The organism is Sphingomonas sp. ABOLE (assembly GCF_003950455.1).
Lineage (GTDB): Bacteria > Pseudomonadota > Alphaproteobacteria > Sphingomonadales > Sphingomonadaceae > Sphingomonas > Sphingomonas trueperi.
Genome location: NZ_QQWY01000065.1, coordinates 1 through 17,133, shown reverse-complemented (window position 1 = coordinate 17,133; position 17,133 = coordinate 1). Strand labels below are relative to the sequence as shown.

General features: G+C 69.6%; 17 protein-coding genes and 1 tRNA gene. 8 read left to right on the top strand and 10 right to left on the bottom strand.

Features of this window, described 5'->3' with window-relative positions:
- Positions 1–122 precede the first annotated feature (122 nt).
- Both CA234_RS23110 and CA234_RS23105 read left to right on the top strand, forming a co-directional pair.
- A complete protein-coding gene (locus CA234_RS23110) occupies positions 123–704 on the top strand; it encodes a TIGR00730 family Rossman fold protein (RefSeq protein WP_125978155.1) in 582 nt (193 codons plus the stop codon).
- Positions 704–1,627 carry a phytoene/squalene synthase family protein gene (locus tag CA234_RS23105; RefSeq protein WP_125978157.1) on the top strand — a complete coding sequence of 308 codons (924 nt, stop codon included), beginning with the start codon at positions 704–706 and terminating at the stop codon, positions 1,625–1,627. The genes CA234_RS23110 and CA234_RS23105 overlap by 1 nt, the downstream gene beginning before the upstream one ends.
- 143 nt (positions 1,628–1,770) lie before the next feature.
- On the opposite strand, the gene CA234_RS23100 is transcribed toward CA234_RS23105, so the two are convergent.
- The 4 genes from CA234_RS23100 to ftsE are packed head-to-tail and all read right to left on the bottom strand — an operon-like array spanning position 1,771 to position 4,572.
- Positions 1,771–2,454, bottom strand: coding sequence for a lysophospholipid acyltransferase family protein (locus CA234_RS23100; RefSeq protein ID WP_125978159.1), 684 nt, complete (start codon positions 2,452–2,454; stop codon positions 1,771–1,773).
- Entirely contained in the window at positions 2,454–2,993 is a 540-nt protein-coding gene (locus CA234_RS23095) for a YdcF family protein (protein WP_125978161.1), read from the bottom strand. The genes CA234_RS23100 and CA234_RS23095 overlap by 1 nt, the downstream gene beginning before the upstream one ends.
- On the bottom strand, positions 2,990–3,874 hold the full coding sequence (locus tag CA234_RS23090; RefSeq protein WP_125978163.1) for an FtsX-like permease family protein: 885 nt from the start codon (positions 3,872–3,874) through the stop codon (positions 2,990–2,992). The genes CA234_RS23095 and CA234_RS23090 overlap by 4 nt, the downstream gene beginning before the upstream one ends.
- Positions 3,871–4,572, bottom strand: a complete 702-nt coding sequence (gene ftsE, locus CA234_RS23085) for a cell division ATP-binding protein FtsE (protein WP_125978165.1) — start codon at positions 4,570–4,572, stop codon at positions 3,871–3,873. Before ftsE ends, CA234_RS23090 begins: the two co-directional genes overlap by 4 nt.
- Before the next feature lie 165 nt (positions 4,573–4,737).
- Between ftsE and CA234_RS23080 the strand changes: the two genes are divergently transcribed.
- The gene (locus CA234_RS23080; protein WP_125978167.1) at positions 4,738–5,433 is read left to right on the top strand and encodes a zinc-ribbon domain-containing protein; all 696 of its coding nucleotides are present in this window, start codon (positions 4,738–4,740) and stop codon (positions 5,431–5,433) included.
- Here CA234_RS23080 and CA234_RS23075 read toward each other — a convergent pair.
- Positions 5,405–6,763, bottom strand: a complete 1,359-nt coding sequence (locus CA234_RS23075; RefSeq protein ID WP_125978169.1) for an MATE family efflux transporter — start codon at positions 6,761–6,763, stop codon at positions 5,405–5,407. The two genes, CA234_RS23080 and CA234_RS23075, sit on opposite strands and share 29 nt — an antisense overlap.
- Positions 6,764–6,892: 129 nt before the next feature.
- Here CA234_RS23075 and CA234_RS23070 point away from each other — a divergent pair.
- The 4 genes from CA234_RS23070 to CA234_RS23055 all read left to right on the top strand — a co-directional run bounded on the left by CA234_RS23070 (position 6,893) and on the right by CA234_RS23055 (position 11,687).
- Positions 6,893–6,979 (top strand) — tRNA-Leu (locus tag CA234_RS23070).
- A 169-nt stretch (positions 6,980–7,148) separates the two neighbouring features.
- A complete protein-coding gene (locus tag CA234_RS24530) occupies positions 7,149–9,719 on the top strand; it encodes a TonB-dependent receptor (RefSeq protein WP_164521920.1) in 2,571 nt (856 codons plus the stop codon).
- A 79-nt stretch (positions 9,720–9,798) separates the two neighbouring features.
- Positions 9,799–11,136: a M28 family peptidase gene (locus CA234_RS23060; RefSeq protein WP_126002861.1), complete on the top strand. Its 1,338-nt coding sequence runs from the start codon at positions 9,799–9,801 to the stop codon at positions 11,134–11,136.
- Positions 11,137–11,150: 14 nt separating this feature from the next.
- On the top strand, positions 11,151–11,687 hold the full coding sequence (locus tag CA234_RS23055; protein ID WP_125978173.1) for an NAD(P)H-dependent oxidoreductase: 537 nt from the start codon (positions 11,151–11,153) through the stop codon (positions 11,685–11,687).
- 123 nt (positions 11,688–11,810) lie between these two features.
- Here the strand turns inward: CA234_RS23055 and CA234_RS23050 are convergent, their stop codons facing one another.
- Genes CA234_RS23050 through argH form a run of 5 tightly spaced genes read right to left on the bottom strand, consistent with a single transcriptional unit; the run spans position 11,811 to position 16,422 of the window.
- Positions 11,811–12,761, bottom strand: a complete 951-nt coding sequence (locus CA234_RS23050; protein WP_125978175.1) for a CorA family divalent cation transporter — start codon at positions 12,759–12,761, stop codon at positions 11,811–11,813.
- The gene (locus tag CA234_RS23045) at positions 12,758–13,513 is read right to left on the bottom strand and encodes a bifunctional precorrin-2 dehydrogenase/sirohydrochlorin ferrochelatase (protein ID WP_126002860.1); all 756 of its coding nucleotides are present in this window, start codon (positions 13,511–13,513) and stop codon (positions 12,758–12,760) included. Before CA234_RS23045 ends, CA234_RS23050 begins: the two co-directional genes overlap by 4 nt.
- Entirely contained in the window at positions 13,510–14,769 is a 1,260-nt protein-coding gene (gene lysA / locus CA234_RS23040; RefSeq protein WP_126002859.1) for a diaminopimelate decarboxylase, read from the bottom strand. Before lysA ends, CA234_RS23045 begins: the two co-directional genes overlap by 4 nt.
- Positions 14,770–14,803: 34 nt before the next feature.
- A complete protein-coding gene (locus tag CA234_RS23035) occupies positions 14,804–15,049 on the bottom strand; it encodes a hypothetical protein (protein WP_125978181.1) in 246 nt (81 codons plus the stop codon).
- Positions 15,046–16,422, bottom strand: coding sequence for an argininosuccinate lyase (argH, locus tag CA234_RS23030; protein ID WP_125978183.1), 1,377 nt, complete (start codon positions 16,420–16,422; stop codon positions 15,046–15,048). The genes CA234_RS23035 and argH overlap by 4 nt, the downstream gene beginning before the upstream one ends.
- On the opposite strand from argH, the gene CA234_RS23025 reads away from it, so the two are divergent.
- On the top strand, positions 16,421–17,005 hold the full coding sequence (locus tag CA234_RS23025) for a TlpA disulfide reductase family protein (protein WP_125978185.1): 585 nt from the start codon (positions 16,421–16,423) through the stop codon (positions 17,003–17,005). The genes argH and CA234_RS23025 overlap by 2 nt on opposite strands.
- Positions 17,006–17,133: the final 128 nt, after the last annotated feature.

The following is a 17,133-nucleotide window of genomic DNA, read 5'->3' as shown; positions in this document are numbered from 1 at the left end:
TTTGGTACAAGTGCCGGCCTGAAGGGAAGGGGCTTAAGCGTGAAAACCCCTCTCGCTCGTGTCGCGAAACCCCTCTCCCTCCCCGCCAAAACACGCTATCAGCCCCGCCACAGGAGCACAGAATGAAGCGTATCGCCGTCTATTGCGGTTCGGCCAGCCCGGCCGACCCGGTCTATATCGAAGCTGCCCGCACCCTCGGCCGCACGCTCGCCGAGCGCGGCATCGGCGTCGTCTATGGCGGTGGCCGGCTGGGGCTGATGGGCGCGGTCGCCGATGCGGCGCTGGAGGCCGGCGGCGAGGTGATCGGCGTGATCCCCACCCTGCTCGTCAATGCCGAAGTCGCGCATCGCGGGCTCACGGCCCTCGAAGTCTGCGAGACGATGCACGAGCGCAAGGCGCGCTTCACCGAGTTGGCGGACGGGTTCATCAACCTGCCCGGCGGCACGGGGACGATGGATGAATTGTGGGAGGCGATGAGCTGGGCGCAGCTCGGCTATCACACCGATCCGATCGGGCTGCTCAACATCGCGGGCTATTACGACAAGTTGGTCGAGTTCTGGGAGCATATGGGCACCGTGGGTTTCGTTCGCCCGCAGCACCAGGGGCTGCTGCTGGTCGACAGCACCATCGACGGGCTGCTGACCAAGATGGCTGAGGCTCAGCCAGTGGTGCCGATCGCGCAGCTGCGCCGCGAACAGCTGTAATGCGCTTTCCCGGCCGCGATGCGATCGTCGCGACCGCGGGCGAGTCGATTGCCCGCGGCTCGCGCAGCTTCGCCGCCGCAAGCAAGCTGTTCGATCCCGAGACTCGCGAGCGCGCCTGGCTGCTCTATGCCTGGTGCCGCCGCTGCGACGATATCGTCGACGGCCAGGACCATGGCCATGGCATGACCCGCGTCGCCGCCCCCGCGGCCCGACTGGCGGAGGTTCGCGAACGCACCGCGGCGGCGCTGGCAGGGGAATGGGTCGGCGACGCCGCGTTCGACGCGCTGCGCATCGTCGCGGCGGAGACCGGCATGCCGCACCGCTTCGCCTGGGACCTGATCGAAGGCTTCGCGCTCGACGCCGAGGACTGGCGCCCGCAGACCGAGGACGATCTGCTGCGCTATTGCTACCATGTCGCCGGCGTGGTCGGCTGCATGATGGCGGTGGTGATGGGGGTCGCGCCCGACGACGCAGCAGTGCTCGACCGCGCCTGCGATCTCGGCCTCGCCTTCCAGCTCGCCAACATCGCCCGCGACATCGGCGAGGATGCCGAAGCAGGGCGCTGCTATCTGCCCGCCGACTGGCTTGCCGAAGTGGGGCTCACCGCCGCCGATCCGATGGCCGACCTCAATGCGCTCGCCATTCTGGGGACGCGGCTCGCCGATCGCGCGGAAGGCTATGAGATCAGCGCGCGCGGCGGTGCGGCGGCGCTGTCGTTCCGCTCGGCCTGGGCGGTGCTGGCGGCGGCCGACATCTATGGCGGGATCGCGCGCAAGGTGCGGGCACAGGGCCCGCGGGCCTGGGACAGCCGCACCACCACCTCAGGCGGCGAGAAGCTCGGTGCGATCGTGAAGGCCTGGGGTTCGGCCTATCGCCGTGCGCCGACGCCGCGTCCGGCAGGGTTGTGGACGCGGCCGCGCTGAAGCCGGCTCCGCGGCCGCCCCAACAGACGACATCCCGGCGAAGGCCGGGATCCAATCGCCTCTCGCTAAAAGCCGGAGCCTTGATGTAGGCCTCAATGGGTCCCGGCTTTCGCCGGGGTGACAGAACAACAGGCCTCCTGGGCCTACCCGTTCAGCGCGTTGATCGCCGCATGCACCCGCGCCTCGATCTCGCGGCGGGGCAGCCCGGGCGGGATCGGCTCGCCAAAGCGGAAGACGATCTCGCCTGGGCGCATCAGTCCCTTGCGCGGCCAGACACTTCCGCTGCGCACCGCCACCGGCACCACCGGCAGGTCGAGCGCGCGGTAGAGTCCGGCAAAGCCCGAGCGCAGCGGCGGCGCCTCCCCCGGCAGCACCCGCGTCCCCTCCGGGAAGATCAGCACCGAACGCCCGCTCGCCCGCGCCGCCTGCGCCGCCCGCATCATCGAGCGTAGCGCGGTTGCATTGGCCTCGCGATCGACCACGATCGTGCCGTAACGCTGCGCCGCCCAGCCCCAGAGCGGGATGCTGGCCAGTTCGCGCTTCATCACCGTTGCTGGGCTGTGCAGGATCCGGGTCAGTTCCAGCGCCTCGAAGTAGCTTTCATGCTTGCCGGCGAACAGCAGCTGTCCCTCGGGCACCGTGCCCTCGATCCGCAGCCGCGCACCGACGATGGCGTGCAACGACCATTGCATCGTCCACGCCCAGAAATTGGAATAGGCGCGCAGGAAGCGCCCGCCAAATAGCGCCGCGAACGGGACGCACAGCACCAGGATGATCGACACGCCGTAGAAGAAGATGCGGAAGAGAACCGTACGCACCGCGTCCATCAATCGACCCCCAGCAACAGCGCCCCCCGGCGCACCAGATATTTGTGATATTCGCGCAGCAGCATCCGCCAGCCGGGGCGGCTCGGTACGCCGTCGCCGACGATCGTCACGCCCTGCAGGACATGGGCGAGCTCCAGCCGGGCGCGCGCCATGTGCCAGTCCGAGGTGACCAGCCTGATGGAGTGATAGTCGTGATCGTGCACCCAGCGCCCGGTCTCGTCGGCGTTGGAGCGGGTGTCGACCGCCTCGTGCCCCAGATCCACGCAGCATCCGAACAGCGCACGGTCAGCGGAGAATTGCGCCGCCAGCTCGCGCGGACGCACGTCGGGATTCACCCCGCTGACCAGCATCCGCCTGGCATCTTCGCGGCGCAGCGCATCGAGCCCGCGCTGGATCCGCCCCGGCCCGCCGGTCAGCACCACCACCGCATCGGTGCGATGCGCGCCCAGCGGCTTGCCGAGGCTGAACAGGAACAGCGCGAAGCCCGCGCCCCAGCCGAGCGCGAGCAGCACCAGCAGGAAGAACAGCCGCCGGATCACAGCTTGCGCCCCAGCGTGTGGAGTACGGTCAGCCGTGTCGCCACGGTGGCGAGCAAGGCGAAGCCGATCGGTAGCAGCAGGAGCAGCGTCCAGTCGACCGGCGCCAGCGTCGCGCCGCCCAGCACTTCCGATCCGGTCAGCGCCAGCTTGGTCTGGAACAGCGCGACCAGTGCCAGCGCCGCCAGGGTGCCGATCGCGCCGCCGAGCAGCGTGTCGCGCGCGATTCGGCGCTGGAGAAGGCGCGCCACCTGGAGATCGGTCGATCCGAGCATGTGGAGCACGTCGATCGTATCGCGGTGCGTGTCCAGCCCCGCGCGCGCAACGAGCAGCGCGACCCCGGCCGTCGCCGCGGCGATGACCAGCACCAGCCCGATCGCGACGAGCCCCAGTGCGCCGAGCAGCCCGCGTACCGGCGACAGCCATCGCGCGCTGCTGTCCACCCGCGCCTGGGGGGCGACGCGGCGGGCGGCGGCGGACACCTGCGCGGTCGATCCCTCCGTGGCGGTCACGTCGATCAGCACGGGCATCGGCAGCTCGGGATCGAGCCCGACATCGCCGAGCCACGGCTTGAGCAGCGCCGCCAGCTCGGCACGATCGGCCTCGCGCACGCGCGTGACGCCAGGCACTTTGGCGACAGCTGCAACCAGTGCCTTGGCCCGCACGTCACGCAGCCCGGCATCGGGTTCGACCAGCTGCACCGTCAGCTGCCCGGCGAGCTGGCGATCGAGCCCGATGGCCGAACGCGCCACGCCCAGCCCCAGCGCCCCGGCCAGCACGGTGAGGAACAGCATGATCCCCATGATGCCCGCCATCACCCAGCCGCGCTGGCCTTCGCCGAGCAGTCGCAGGTCGATCGCGGCGCGATGCCGGAAGCCGTTCATGCGCCCCCCGGCGGATGGCGGAGCAGGCCGCTGGGATCGACCAGCTTGCCCTTCTCGACGCGCATCAGCTGCGCGTGCGGAATGCGGCCGATCAGGTGGAGATCGTGCGTCGCGACGACGATGGTGGTGCCCAGCCGGTTGAGCGCCTCGAACAGGTGCAGCAGCCGGTCCGCCATGTCGGGATCGACGTTGCCGGTCGGTTCGTCGGCGACGAGGATCTCGGGCCGGGCGATCACCGCGCGCGCAATCGCGATGCGCTGCTGCTCGCCGCCCGACAGCGTCGGCGGCTTGGCGGTGACGCGCGCGCTCAGCCCCACCCAGGCAAGCATCTCCATTACCGGCGCCTCGATCTCGCTTTCGCGCACCCCCGCCACGCGCAGCGGAAGGGCGACATTGTCATAGGCGGAAAGCTGCGGCAGCAGCCGGAAGTCCTGGAACACCACGCCGATCCGGCGGCGGAAGCCGGGCAGCCGCGCGCGCGGCAGCGACCCCGCATCCTCGCCGAACAGCCGCACCGCGCCGCGCGTCGGGCGCTGGGCGAGGTAGAGCAGCTTGAGCAGCGAGGTCTTGCCGGCACCGGACGCGCCGGTGAGGAAATAGAAGCCGCCCGTCGCCAGCGTGAAGCTCACGTCCGACAGCGTTTCCGGTCCGGTCCCATAGCGCAGGCCGACATTTTCGAAGTGCACGATGTTGCCCATGCGCCGTGCGGCCCGGCCTCCTGTTCGCGGTGGTCTTAGGCCGCCATCGCACAGCCCCGGATTCCGCTCAAGCCGCCGTCCGTCCCAAGCCGCTTGCTGGCCCGAATCGGCCCCGCTAGACTCGCACGTCCGTCGCGTTTCGGACGGGTACCAGGGGGTGTGGGCATGATCTTGGAGTGCAGCCAGTGCGGATCGCGCTACGAGGTGCCGGATTCGGCGATCGGCCCGGACGGCCGCACGGTACGCTGCGCCAATTGCAAGCATAGCTGGTTCCAGTCGGGCGCTTCGCCGGCACCCGCCGCCCCGCCGCCTGCCCCGGCCGCGGCCCTCGCGCCGGAGCCCGAGCCCGCACCGCTCCCCCCGCGCAGCTTTGCCGCGGCCGAGCCCGTGCCGGAGCCCAGCTACGATCCGTTCGACGAACCCGCCCCGAAGCAGCGCAGCGGCATCCGCTGGACGATCGCGGCGCTGGTCGCGCTCGTCTCGGTGCTGCTCGGCGGCGCGGCCCTGCTCTACTGGAAGGCCCCGCAGGTGCTGACCCAACTCGGCCTGCCGATCGGGGGCGCGAATGCGCAGCTGGTGTTCAGCGAGAAGAACGTCGCGCTGCAGGCACGGACGGACGGCAGCAAGCTGTTCATCGTCTCGGGCAAGGTGCTCAACGACAGCGCCACGGCCCAGCATGTGCCCGACATCCGCATCCAGCTGCTCGATGGCGAGCGCCGCGAGGTCTATAGCTGGCGGATTACCCCGCCGGTCCGCACGCTGGAGCCCAAGGCCGGCTTCGACTTCAACGGGGCCAAGGTCGACGTGCCCAGCGGTGCCAAATCGGTGAAGCTCAGCTTTGTGAGCGAATTCGACGGGTGACGACGAGCAGGCGGCCGCCGTCGAGCAGGGCCGCCGCCACCATGCCGAGCCCCGAGGCGAGCACCAGCGCCTGTGCGCCGAGGCCGGCCTGGACCAGCCACAGCCCCAGCCCGCCGGTCACCAGGAAGAAGGCGAGGATGCCGTTGATGCCCGCGGCGACCTGGTCGCCCAGCGAGCGCAGCGCATAGACGAACACCACCTGGACGCCATCGAAGAGGATGAACGGCGCCCACAGCAGCAGCATCGTCGCCGCCATCGCATGGACCTCGCCCGGCGCGGGAAAGCGCGCCACGACCAGCATCGGCACCAGCATCAGGCAGGCGGCCAGCAGCCCGGTGGCAAGCGCGGCGAGCAGCGCGGCGATGCCGGCCCGCCCTGCTGCCGCCTGCGGCACCCCCTCGCCCACCGCATTGCCGGCGCGCACCCCCGCCGCCGACCCAAGTCCCAGCGCCACCGCAAAGGTGACGTTGTGGATCGAGAAGACGATCTGGAAGGCATGCGCGGTGGTCTCGCCCAATTGGGTGGAGAGCGCGATCAGGATCGAGAAGCCGACCAGCTCCAGCCCCGATGCCACTGCCGGCACCACGCCGAATCGGGCGAGCGCCCAAGCGCCGCGCCACGTCTCCGCCCGCCCCCAGTCGCCGAGCAGCCGCACCCCGCGCGGCTCGGCACGCGGCAGCGTCCAGGCGGCGGCGAGCATGCCGATCGCGCCGAGCGCCGACGCGATGGCCGTGGCGGTCGCCGCGCCGACCGCGCCGAGTGCCGGCAGCCCCCAGGCGCCGGTCGCGAGCAGCCAGGCGAGCAGCGCGTTGATCGGCAGCACGGCGAGGTTGACCACCGTCACCCGCGCCGGCCGGCTGACGCCTTCGAGGAAGAAACTCGTTGCAATGGTGAGCAGCTGGAACGGATAGGCGAGCGCCATCACCCGCACCACCGGCGTACTCGCCGCGACCAGGTCCGGCGCGACGCCCACCCCAGCGAGCAAAGGCGCCGCGAAGCCGAACAGGATGGCCATGCTCGCCAAGCCGAGCAGCAGCGCGAGCAGCAGGCCTTCGTGGAGCACGCGGCCGGTCTGGCGCAGTTCGCCGGCGCCGTCGGCGCGCGAGACGTGGACGAGGATGCCGGTCAGCGCGCCCAACCCCATCACGATTCCTGGGAAGGTAATCGTCCGGCTCGCGCCCAGCGCCGCGACCTGGTGGGTGCCGGCCATGCCCACCACCACCACGTCCGTCACATGCAGAATCGTCCAGTTGAGCCCGGTCAGCATCACCGGCCAGGCCAGCGCGAGAAGGCGGCGCGTTTCGGCGGCGAGCGGGGTGGCAACGGACATGGCCGGAGGCATAGGCGGAAGCGACAACGCAAGAAACCCGCACAAAGCGGGTTGCCAGCCCGATTTCGCTTTGCTAGGGGCCGCTGCCTTACCAGCCGCTGGTATGGAAATGCCGGCGGAAATTCACGTGCGGTCGTGGCGGAACTGGTAGACGCGCAACGTTGAGGTCGTTGTGGCCGAAAGGCCGTGGAAGTTCGAGTCTTCTCGACCGCACCATGAATTCAGAGGATGGGGGCTACGGCCCCCATTTTCGCATCTGCGCAACAAGCGCGACAATTTATCGGATAATCGGGCACAGTTTTGCGACATGTGCGTCGTACCCGCCGAACAAGGACGAGCGGGCCTGCGGGCCCGCTTCTGATTCGGAACAAGGGACGGAGCAACGATGAAGCGACTGGGGACCACCCTGGCAGGACTGTTGGCAGGCGTATCGCCGCTGGCGGCGCAGGCACAGACAACGACGCCGATGCAGCAGGCGGGCGGCCGCCCCGCCCAGACCCAGCCCGCCGCGCCCGTACAGGAAGATCCCTATACCGACGAGATCGTCGTCACCGCCAGCGAGCCGCGCGGCGCGGTGAAGGGCGACATTCCGCCCGAGATCCAGCTCAACCAGGCGGACATCCGCGCCTATGCCGTCTCCTCGGTCGCCGACCTGCTCAACGAACTCGCGCCGCAAACCGGCAGCGCGCGCGGCAGCGGCCGGCCGGTGGTGCTGCTCAACGGCCGCCGCATCTCCAGCTTCGCCGAGATTCGCGACCTGCCGACCGAGGCGATCGAGCGCGTCGACATCCTGCCCGAGGAGGTCGCGCTCAAGTTCGGCTATTCGGCCGACCAGCGCGTGGTGAACTTCGTGCTGCGCGAACGCTTCCGCGCGCTCACCACCGAACTCGAAGGCGGCGTGCCGACCGAGGGCGGCAACAGCACCCAGGAGATGCAGGCGGACATCCTCAAGATCAACCGCGATCGCCGCGTCAATCTCGACGTGAAGTACCAGGGCACTTCGGCGCTGCTGGAGAGCGAGCGCAACGTGCAGGCGACGTTCAACGACGGCAGCGGCGTCAACCAAGCGCCCTATCGCACGCTGGTCGCCCCCAGCCAGGACCTCACCGTCAACGGCAGCTATGCCCGCAACCTCAGCGAAAAGGTCGGCGCGACGGTCAACGGCACGCTGGAAGTGCAGCAGAGCGAAGCGCTGCGGGGACTCGCATTGTCGCAGAGCGCGGCGCCGCTGGCGCTCACCGCCGAACCCAGCCCGCTCACCGCCAGCAGCCGCACGATCACCTCGCATTTCGGCACTACGCTCAACGGAGATGAACTGCCGTGGAGCAACAGCTGGAGTTGGTCGCTCACCGGCAATTACGATCGCGTCGAGAGCAAGACGATCACCGATCGCGGCTTCGATTCGCTCGGCGCGGCGCGCCCAGCCGATCGCGGCAATTCGACCTCGAACACCGGCACGGTCGACGCACTGCTGCGCGGGCCCCTGTTCAAGCTGCCGGCCGGCGATGTCTCGACCTCGCTGCGGATCGGCGGCAGCCTCAGCGGGTTCGACAGTACCGCCTTCCGCAATGGCCTGACCACCGATGCCTCGCTCTCGCGCAACATCGGCAGCAGCCAGCTCAACATCGACCTGCCGATCGCCAGCCGCCGCCGCGACGTGCTCCAGCCGCTCGGCGACCTGACGATCAACGGCAACGTCGCCGTCCAGCACCTCTCGGACTTCGGCACGCTGACCACCACGGGCTATGGGGTGAACTGGTCACCGTTCAAGCCGGTGCGGCTGCTCGCCTCCTGGACCGATGCCGAGGATGCGCCGAGCACCAGCCAGCTCGGCGGCCCCGTCGTCGCCAGCCCGAACACCCGCGTGTTCGACTATCGCACCGGCCAGACGGTGACGATCACCACCATCACCGGCGGCAATCCCGCGCTTCAGGCGGAAAAGCGCCATGTGATGAAGCTGGGGTTGGAATTGCGGCCGTCGGAGAAGACCGACCTGTCGATCCGCGCCGATTATGTGACCAGCCGCATCCGCAACGACATCGCCACCTTCCCCGCTGCCACCGCGGCGATCGAGGCGGCGTTCCCCGATCGCTTCGTCCGTGATCCCGACGGCGATCTGGTGAGCATCGACAATCGCGCGGTGAACTTCGCCGAAAACAACACCCAGCAGCTGCGCTGGGGCTTCAACCTTTCGGTGCCGATCAAGTCGTCGCTCGAGAAGAAGATCGCCGCAATGCGTGCCCAGCGCGAGAAGGAGCGCGCCGACGCGATCGCCGCGGGCAAGCCGCTGCCGGCGGAAGGCCAGGCGCGGCTGTTCGGCCAGGGCCAGAACGGCCAGCGTCCGCCGTTCGGCGGCAGCCTGTTCGGTCCGCCCCCCGCCCCCCCGGCCGGCGCAGCGCCCGGCGGCGGTGGCCAAGGCGGCGGCGCCGCGCGGGCACGTGGCGGCTTCGGCGGGCCCAATGGCGCGTTGGCGGGCCGGCTGCAGTTCAGCCTCTACCACACCTGGTACTTCAAGAATCAGATCAAGATCCGCGACGGCGTGCCGATCCTCGACCTGTTGCACGGCGATGCCGCCGGCAATGCGGGCGGCCAGCCGGCGCATCAGATCGATGCGCAGGCGGGCTTCACCAAGGACGGTGTCGGCATGCGGCTCGGCTTCAAATGGCAGAGCAGCACCAGCGTCTATACCGGGCTGAACAACACCAACCAGCTCAATTTCGGCGATCTCGGCACGTTCAACCTGCGCGTGTTCGCGGACCTCGGCCGCCAGATCAAGCTGGTGCGCGCGCATCCCTGGCTGCGCGGCACGCGGGTGAGCCTGGGGGTGACCAACCTCCTCAACAGCCGCCAGCGCGTGACCGATCAGACCGGCGCGGTGCCGCTCAACTACCAGCCCGATCTGCTCGACCCCACCGGCCGCGCGGTGACCCTCAGCATCCGCAAGCTGTTCTTCTGAGCGCGGGCGGGCGCGGCGCCGGTTGCGCGCCGCGCCCGCTTGGCCCATCACCCGGCACGAACCGAACGGGGGATGGCGAATGAAGCGTGGGTTGCTGGTGGCGGCATGGGCCGCGGCGAGCGTGCTGGCGGTACCGGCGAGCGCGCAGGTGAGTGCGGACTGGGTTCGCGCGCACGAGACCTTCCTCGCCGGCGACGAGCTGCGCGGTCGCGGCAGCGCGACGCCCGACGAGGCGATCGCCGCCGCCTATGTCGCCGCGCAGTTCCGCGGCTTCGGCCTCCAGCCCGCGCCGGGCATGGACGGCCATCTCCAGAAGGCCGAGATCGTCCGGCTGAAGCTCAAGGCGCCGATCACGCTCACCGCCAACGGCGCACCCGTGCCGGGCGCGGTGCTGCTCGTCGGCGACGGCACAGGCAGCGAGGGCGTCGCCCGGCTCACCCCGGCCAAGGCGATGTCGCGGATGGCGCCCACCCCGGTGATGCTGATCACCGGCGAGATGCCCGTCATGCAGCTTTACCGGCTTGCACGCTCGTTCAAGACGCCGCGCCTGCTGCTAGTGCGGGAGAGCGCCGACACGGAGGCGATGATCAAGGGCCTGCACGGCGAACCGCGCCTGCCCGGCGGGCTGCGCAGCGAGCCGCGCGAACCCGCACCCTCGATCGTAGTGCTGCCCGCAGCCGCCTTCGATGCACTCGCGGCGCAGAAAGATCCCAAGGTTTCGCTCACCGTGCCGGTGGAAGAGAAGGTCGCCACCACCACCAACGCGATCGGCTGGCTGCCGGGTGCCGACCCCAAGGCCGGCGTGTTGCTGCTCAGCGCGCATCTCGATCACCTCGGCGTCCAGGCGGACGGCACGATCCTGCACGGTGCCAATGACGACGCCTCAGGCACCACTGCGGTGCTCGAACTCGCCCGGACGCTGGCCGCCAAGGGCCGCACCAAGCGCGGCATCCTGTTCGTCGCGTATGGTGCGGAAGAGATCGGCGGCTATGGCTCGACCTATTTCGGTGCCCACCCGCCGGTGCCGCTCGACCAGATCGTCGCCAATGTCGAAGTCGAGATGATCGGCGCGCAGGACCCCAAGCTCCCCGCCGGGACGATGATGATGACCGGCTTCGAGCGCTCGACGCTGGGCGAGACGCTGAAAAGCCACGGCGCGCTGGTCGCCGCCGATCCCTATCCGGAGCAGAACTTCTTCCAGCGTTCGGACAATTATTCGCTCGCGAGGAAGGGCGTCGTCGCCCACACCATCTCCGGCTGGGCGGTGGTGCCGACCTATCACAGCAAGGACGACACGCTCGCCAATATCGACATCGCCTTCATGACCCGCGCGATCCAGTCGCTGGTCGAGCCGCTGCATGCGCTGGCCAACAGCGACGCCAAGCCGGAATGGAAGCCGGGCGGCAAGCCCGAATGACCGAACGAGGTAGCATGACCACCCCCCATATCGTCGCGCTCGGCGGCACGCTTCGCGCGCAATCGAGCACCGCCCGCCTGCTCAGCGCCGCGCTCGCCCGCGCGGAGGCGCGCGGCGCGCGCACCACGTTGCTCACCGGGCCCGACATCGTCTTCCCGCATTTCGAACCCGAGCATGGCGACAGCGATGCCAAGGTGATGCGGTTCGTCGAGACGCTGCGCAGTGCCGATGCGGTGCTCATCGGCTCGCCGGGCTATCACGGCACGATTTCCGGGCTGGTGAAGACCGCGCTCGACTATGTCGAGCTGCTCAGCCGCGACGATCGCGTCTATTTCGACGGCATGCCGGTGGGCCTGATCGCCACCGCCGCGGGTTGGCAAGCGTCGGTCTCGACACTGCAGGCGCTGCGCACCATCACCCACGCGCTGCGCGGCTGGCCGACGCCGATGGGGATTGCGGTAAACACGGTCGAGACGCCGGACGTGGAATCGCACTGCCAGGCATCGCTCGACGTGATGGTCGGGCAGATCTTCGACTTCCTGAAGCGCTGAGGCGCCCCCCACCAGCCGTCATCCCGGCGAAAGCCGGGATCCATTCGCCGCTACGTTAGGACTAGAGCCGAGACGGTGACCCCAATGGATTCCGGCTTTCGCCGGAATGACGGGCTTGGGCGTCTATTCGAACCAGTGCCGGTGGGCGAAATAGCCGGCGATCCCCAGCGCCATCGTTAGGCACACCGCCACCACGCCCCAGAAGGCCCAGGGCTCGTGCGCCCAGGGAATGCCGTCGACATTCATGCCGAGCAGGCCGGTAAGGAAGGTCAGCGGCAGGAACACCATCGCGACGATCGCGATCACCAGCGAGCGCTGATCGAGCAGCTCGCCGCGCAGATCGGTGAGCGTTTCGTGGGTAAGCGCGGCGCGCTCGCGGATGCTCTCGACTTCCTCCGCCATGCGCGCGGCGCGGTCGGCAGCGGCGGCAAGGTGGAGCCGGTCGTCCTCACGCAGCCATTCGCCAGGCAGGCCGGCCAGCTTCTCGATCGCAGCGCGCTGCGGATTGAGGAAGCGGCGATAGCCGATCGCCTGCACCCGCACCTTGTTCACCATCCGCCGCAGCTCGAAGGCGCGGTGCCCGGAAATCTGCTCCTCGCAATCGTCGAGCGAGTCGCCGAGCTCGGCCACCACCGGGTCGAGTTCCTCGGTGATTGCCGAGGCGATCGCGGCGATCAGGTCGCCGGGATCGAGGATCTTGTGCGACTCCACCTCGTCGCGCACCGATTGCAGCGCGCTCAGATGCTTGCGCGTCACCGAAAAGACGCAGCCGCCCATCGCGTAGATGCGGATCGAGGCGAGCGGATCGGAGGCGGTCGTCGCCTCGGACGACAACCCGCGCAGGTTGATCACCGCGCCCTCGCCGACCGCGTCGCAGCGCGGGCGCGTTTCGGTCGCGGTCAGCGCGTCGATCACATATTGCGACAGCTGCGCCTCGCCGCCGAGCCAGAGCTGGGCGCGCTCGTCATTGGTGGTCAGATGGATCCAGGTGAGGCCGCCATTCTGCCCGAGCGCCGCGCGCATCGTCGGCTGCTCGACCTTGCCGTCCTTCACGACATAGGCAAAGCCGCTCAACCCGCCATCTCCAGAAAGAGCGACAGGCCTTCGCCGGGATCGGCGGGGGGACGGGCGAGGATGCGCGCGGCATCGGCACGCGCGCGGTTGAGGATGGCGTCGGGCACGTCGCCACAATGGAAAAGCCGGTCGGCCTGCGCAAGCAGCCGCGCCTGCCGCAGCGTGAGATCCTCGGGATCGGGCGAGGTCAGCCGCAGGGTGACGAGCTCGGCTTGGGGTGCGGCGCCCTGGGCCAGCCAGCGATCGACATCGCCGTCGCTTGCGAGCAGGTCGAGCATGCCGCCCTCGCCGAGCGCATCGGCCAACGCGCGCCGGCGAGCACCTGCATCGGGCCAGCGCGCCTTCATCGCCGCCCGGCTGCGGTCCAGCCCCTTGGCCAGCGCGCCGAGGCTCGTCGGCAGCAAGGCCTCCAGCCGTTGCCGCAGCGCCGCGGCGAGCCCGGCGGAAACCCCGCCGGTGCCGATGGCGATCAGTACCGGATCGCGGTCGACGATCGCCGGCAGGGTGAAGTCGCACAGCTCGGGCCGGTCGACGCAATTGACCAGCACCCCGCGCACCTTGAGCCGAGCGACCACCGCCTCGGGTTCGCCGAGCGCGACGATGGCGAGCGCGGCACTATCGCCCTCGCCCACCACCAGCGCACCGGCGCGGTCGAGCAGGCGGCGCTTGGCGTCCGCCGGCTCGCCTTCGCCGACCAGAATCACCGGCCGCCCCGCCAGCTTCACGAACAGGGGCAGCGCGGCGAGCGTCACTTGAGCCAGTCCGGCACCTGCTCGGCGGCCATGATCTCCTCAGCGGAGATGCGGCCGGCGACGATGGCGTAGCGGTCGCCCGAGACCAGCACCTCGGGCACCAGCGGGCGGCTGTTATAGGTGCTGGCCATGGTCGCGCCGTACGCGCCGGCCGTCTCCAGCACCGCGAGGTCGCCGGCCTGCACGGCGTCGATCTCGCGCGCCTTGACGAACACGTCGGTGCTTTCGCACACCGGCCCGGCGACGTTGGCGACGAAGCGCTCGCCGTTCGGCTTCACCGCCGCAAAACCATGATAGGCATCGTACAGCGCGACCCGGGCGAGATCGTTCATCGCCGCATCGACCACCACCCAGGGATGGACCTGCCCCGGCTTAACCCACAGCACTTCGGTGACGAGCACGCCCGCGCTGCCGGCGATGGTGCGGCCCGGCTCGAACATGAGTTCCACGTCCCAGTCCCTGGTCACCCGCGCGACCATTTCGGCATAGGCCTCCGGCGTCGGCGGCACCTCCCCCGGGCGATAGGCGACGCCCAGGCCCCCGCCGAGATCGACATGGGTGATGGTGTGGCCGTTGCCGCGCAGCTCGGCGAGCAGCCGGCCGACGCGCGCGAACGCGGCCTCCAGCGGCGCGAGGCCGAGCAGCTGGCTGCCGATGTGGACCGCGATGCCGTGCAGATCGAGGCCGGGCAGCTTGCCCAGCCGATCGAAGATCTCGGGTGCCTCGCCGATGGGCAGGCCGAACTTGTTCTCGGCCTTGCCGGTCGAGATCTTCTCGTGCGTGCCGGCATCGACGTCCGGGTTCACGCGCAGCGCCGCGCGCGCGGTGAGCCCGCGCTCGGCCGCAAGTGCCGCCAGCACTTCGCCTTCCTCGACCAGCTCGAGGTTGAACTGGCCGATCCCGGCCTCCAGCCCCTTGACCAGCTCGCGGCGGGTCTTGCCGACGCCCGAGAAGACAATGTCCTTGGGCGCGACGCCCGCGGCCAGCGCGCGCGCCATCTCGCCGCCCGACACGACATCGGCGCCGAAGCCCTCATTCGCCAGCAGCTTGAGCACCGCGAGGTTGGGATTGGCCTTGATCGCGAAGGCGAGGTGGATCCGCCCCAGCGGCTTCAGCGCGTCGCGGAAGGCACGGGCATTGGCCTGGAAGCGCTCGGTGGAATAGACATAGACGGGCGTACCCACCTCGGCGGCGATGCGCGCGAGGGGCAGCGATTCGACGTGCAGTTCGCCGTCGATCATCGAGAAATCGGTCATGGGCCTCTGGGTGCGGCGCGATTGGCCGCCAAAATCAGTTGGGTGGCAGGTCGAACTCGTCGCTCCGCCGCGCCTCGGACGCCTGGATCAGGTCGTCGCTGCGCGAAGGGCGGGTCTGCGCCGTGGGTTTGAGAAGATCGGGAGGCGTGGGCGTCGCCGCGGCGCCATACGGCGCCACCGGCAGCGATGCCCCCGGCGGCGGGGCCAGGGCCTCGCGCACGCCGCAACCGCTCAGCACCAGGCCCAGGGCCGGTACGGTGAGCAGCAGTCGCTTCCTCATGCTTCCTCCTCACGGCCCTTGCGCGCCGCCGCTATCGCCGCGCGAACGCGCGACGGTGCCGTGCCGCCGAAGCTGGTCCGGCTGTTCACCGATGCGTCGACGCTGAGAACGCCGTACACGCGTTCATCGATCCGTGCATCGATTTCCTGGAGCGCCGCGATCGGCAGCTGGTCGAGCCGGATACCGTCCGCCTCGGCCTTCGCCACCGCACGGCCAGTGATGTGGTGCGCCTCGCGGAACGGGATGCCGCCCTCACGCACCAGCCAGTCGGCCAGATCCGTCGCGGTCGAGAAGCCGGCCTCGGCCGCCGCGCGCATCCGCTCCAGCCGGAAGGTCGCGCTCTCGACCATGCCGGTCATTGCCGCGATGCTGAGGCCGAGCAGGTCGTGCGCCTCGAACACCGGCGGCTTGTCGTCCTGCATGTCCTTCGAATAGGCGAGCGGCAGCCCCTTCATCGTCATCATCAGACTGACCAGCGCGCCGCTGATCCGGCCCGAATGCCCGCGGACCAGCTCGGCCGCGTCGGGGTTGCGCTTCTGCGGCATGATCGAGCTGCCGGTCGACCATTGGTCGGACAGGGCGACGAAGCCGAAGGGCTGGCTCGCCCAGATCACGAACTCCTCGGCCAGCCGGCTGAGGTGGAGGCTGCACTGCGCGGCGGCCGTCAGGTAATCGAGCGCGAAGTCGCGGTCCGACACCGAATCGAGCGAATTGCGGGTCGGCCCGTCGAAGCCCAGCGCATGTGCCGTCGCTTCGCGATCGAGGTTGAAGCCGGTGCCGGCCAGCGCCGCCGAGCCGAGCGGACACAGGTTCATGCGGGCGCGGGCATCCTTGAGCCGGGAGCGATCGCGCGCGAACATCTCGAAATAGGCCATCAGATGGTGGCCCAAGGTTACCGGCTGCGCGACCTGGAGATGGGTGAAGCCCGGCATCACGCTGTCGGCATGCTGCTCGGCACGCGCCAGCAGCGCGTCCTGCAGCGCGCCCAGCGCCGCATCGGCCTGGTCGATCGCGTCGCGCACCCAGAGGCGGAAGTCGGTCGCGACCTGGTCGTTGCGCGAGCGCGCGGTATGGAGACGGCCCGCGACGGGGCCGATCGTCGCAGCCAGCCGGCTTTCGGAGAGCATGTGGATGTCTTCCAGCGCCAGATCCTCGGGCACGCCGTTCGCGGCGAACTCCTCGGCGACCTGGTCGAGTCCCGCGCTGATCGTGGCGGCATCGTCGGCGCCCACGATCCCTTGCCGGCCCAGCATCGCGACATGCGCCTTGGAGCCGCGCAGATCCTGCTGCCACATCCGCTTGTCGAAGGGGATGGAGGCGTTTATCTCGCGCATCACCGCGGACGGGCCTTCGGCGAAGCGCCCTCCCCACATGGAATTGGAGCTGTCCTTGCGCTCGGTGATCGGTCTTCTCCTTCTGGGCGCCCTCGCAGTTGCGGGGTGCGATAAGCAATCGCAGCCTTCTCAGCAAGCGAACGAAACTTCGGCCCCGCCAAACGCGACTGCGCCCGCGCCGGGCGGCACCGTCGACCGCAGCCACAAGGGCGAGGCAGCACCGACGATTCCGTTCACCGATGCCGCGGGCAAGAAGACCACGCTGGCCGCGTTCAAGGGCAAGCCGGTGCTGCTCAACCTGTGGGCGACCTGGTGCGCGCCGTGCATCAAGGAGATGCCGACGCTCGATACGCTCGCAGGCAAGGCGGGCGACAAGCTGGTGGTGCTCCCGCTCAGCCAGGACCTGAAGGGAATGGAGGTCGTCGGCCCCTTCTTCCAGAAGAACGGCTACAAGAATCTGAAGCCCTATCTGGACACCGACACGGCGTTCAGCGTGCAGCTCGGCGTCAACCTGCCGACGACGATCCTGTATGATTCGGCGGGCAAGGAAGTGTGGCGCGTCTCGGGCGAGTTCGACTGGGCGGGTGACGCTGCCGCCAAGCTGATCGCCGAAGCGAAGTAAGCAAATCCTCCCCCAGCTCGCTGGGGGAGGGGGACCGCGCTGCGCAGCGGCGGGGTGGAGGGGCCGCCGCAGGCGGTTGACCGTCCCTCCGCTACGCTACGGCCCCTCCACCATTCGCTTCCGCGAAT

What these genes read in the sequence shown, in the direction of transcription:
- CA234_RS23075 (WP_125978169.1), bottom strand. Translation starts at nt 6,763, where the DNA reads ATGTCCGTTGCCACCCCGCTCGCCGCCGAAACGCGCCGCCTTCTCGCG.
- CA234_RS24530 (WP_164521920.1), top strand. Translation starts at nt 7,149, where the DNA reads ATGAAGCGACTGGGGACCACCCTGGCAGGACTGTTGGCAGGCGTATCG.
- CA234_RS23055 (WP_125978173.1), top strand. Translation starts at nt 11,151, where the DNA reads ATGACCACCCCCCATATCGTCGCGCTCGGCGGCACGCTTCGCGCGCAA.
- CA234_RS23110 (WP_125978155.1), top strand. Translation starts at nt 123, where the DNA reads ATGAAGCGTATCGCCGTCTATTGCGGTTCGGCCAGCCCGGCCGACCCG.
- CA234_RS23090 (WP_125978163.1), bottom strand. Translation starts at nt 3,874, where the DNA reads ATGAACGGCTTCCGGCATCGCGCCGCGATCGACCTGCGACTGCTCGGC.
- lysA (WP_126002859.1), bottom strand. Translation starts at nt 14,769, where the DNA reads ATGACCGATTTCTCGATGATCGACGGCGAACTGCACGTCGAATCGCTG.
- CA234_RS23060 (WP_126002861.1), top strand. Translation starts at nt 9,799, where the DNA reads ATGAAGCGTGGGTTGCTGGTGGCGGCATGGGCCGCGGCGAGCGTGCTG.
- argH (WP_125978183.1), bottom strand. Translation starts at nt 16,422, where the DNA reads ATGTGGGGAGGGCGCTTCGCCGAAGGCCCGTCCGCGGTGATGCGCGAG.
- CA234_RS23025 (WP_125978185.1), top strand. Translation starts at nt 16,421, where the DNA reads ATGGAATTGGAGCTGTCCTTGCGCTCGGTGATCGGTCTTCTCCTTCTG.
- ftsE (WP_125978165.1), bottom strand. Translation starts at nt 4,572, where the DNA reads ATGGGCAACATCGTGCACTTCGAAAATGTCGGCCTGCGCTATGGGACC.
- CA234_RS23100 (WP_125978159.1), bottom strand. Translation starts at nt 2,454, where the DNA reads ATGGACGCGGTGCGTACGGTTCTCTTCCGCATCTTCTTCTACGGCGTG.
- CA234_RS23080 (WP_125978167.1), top strand. Translation starts at nt 4,738, where the DNA reads ATGATCTTGGAGTGCAGCCAGTGCGGATCGCGCTACGAGGTGCCGGAT.
- CA234_RS23105 (WP_125978157.1), top strand. Translation starts at nt 704, where the DNA reads ATGCGCTTTCCCGGCCGCGATGCGATCGTCGCGACCGCGGGCGAGTCG.
- CA234_RS23035 (WP_125978181.1), bottom strand. Translation starts at nt 15,049, where the DNA reads ATGAGGAAGCGACTGCTGCTCACCGTACCGGCCCTGGGCCTGGTGCTG.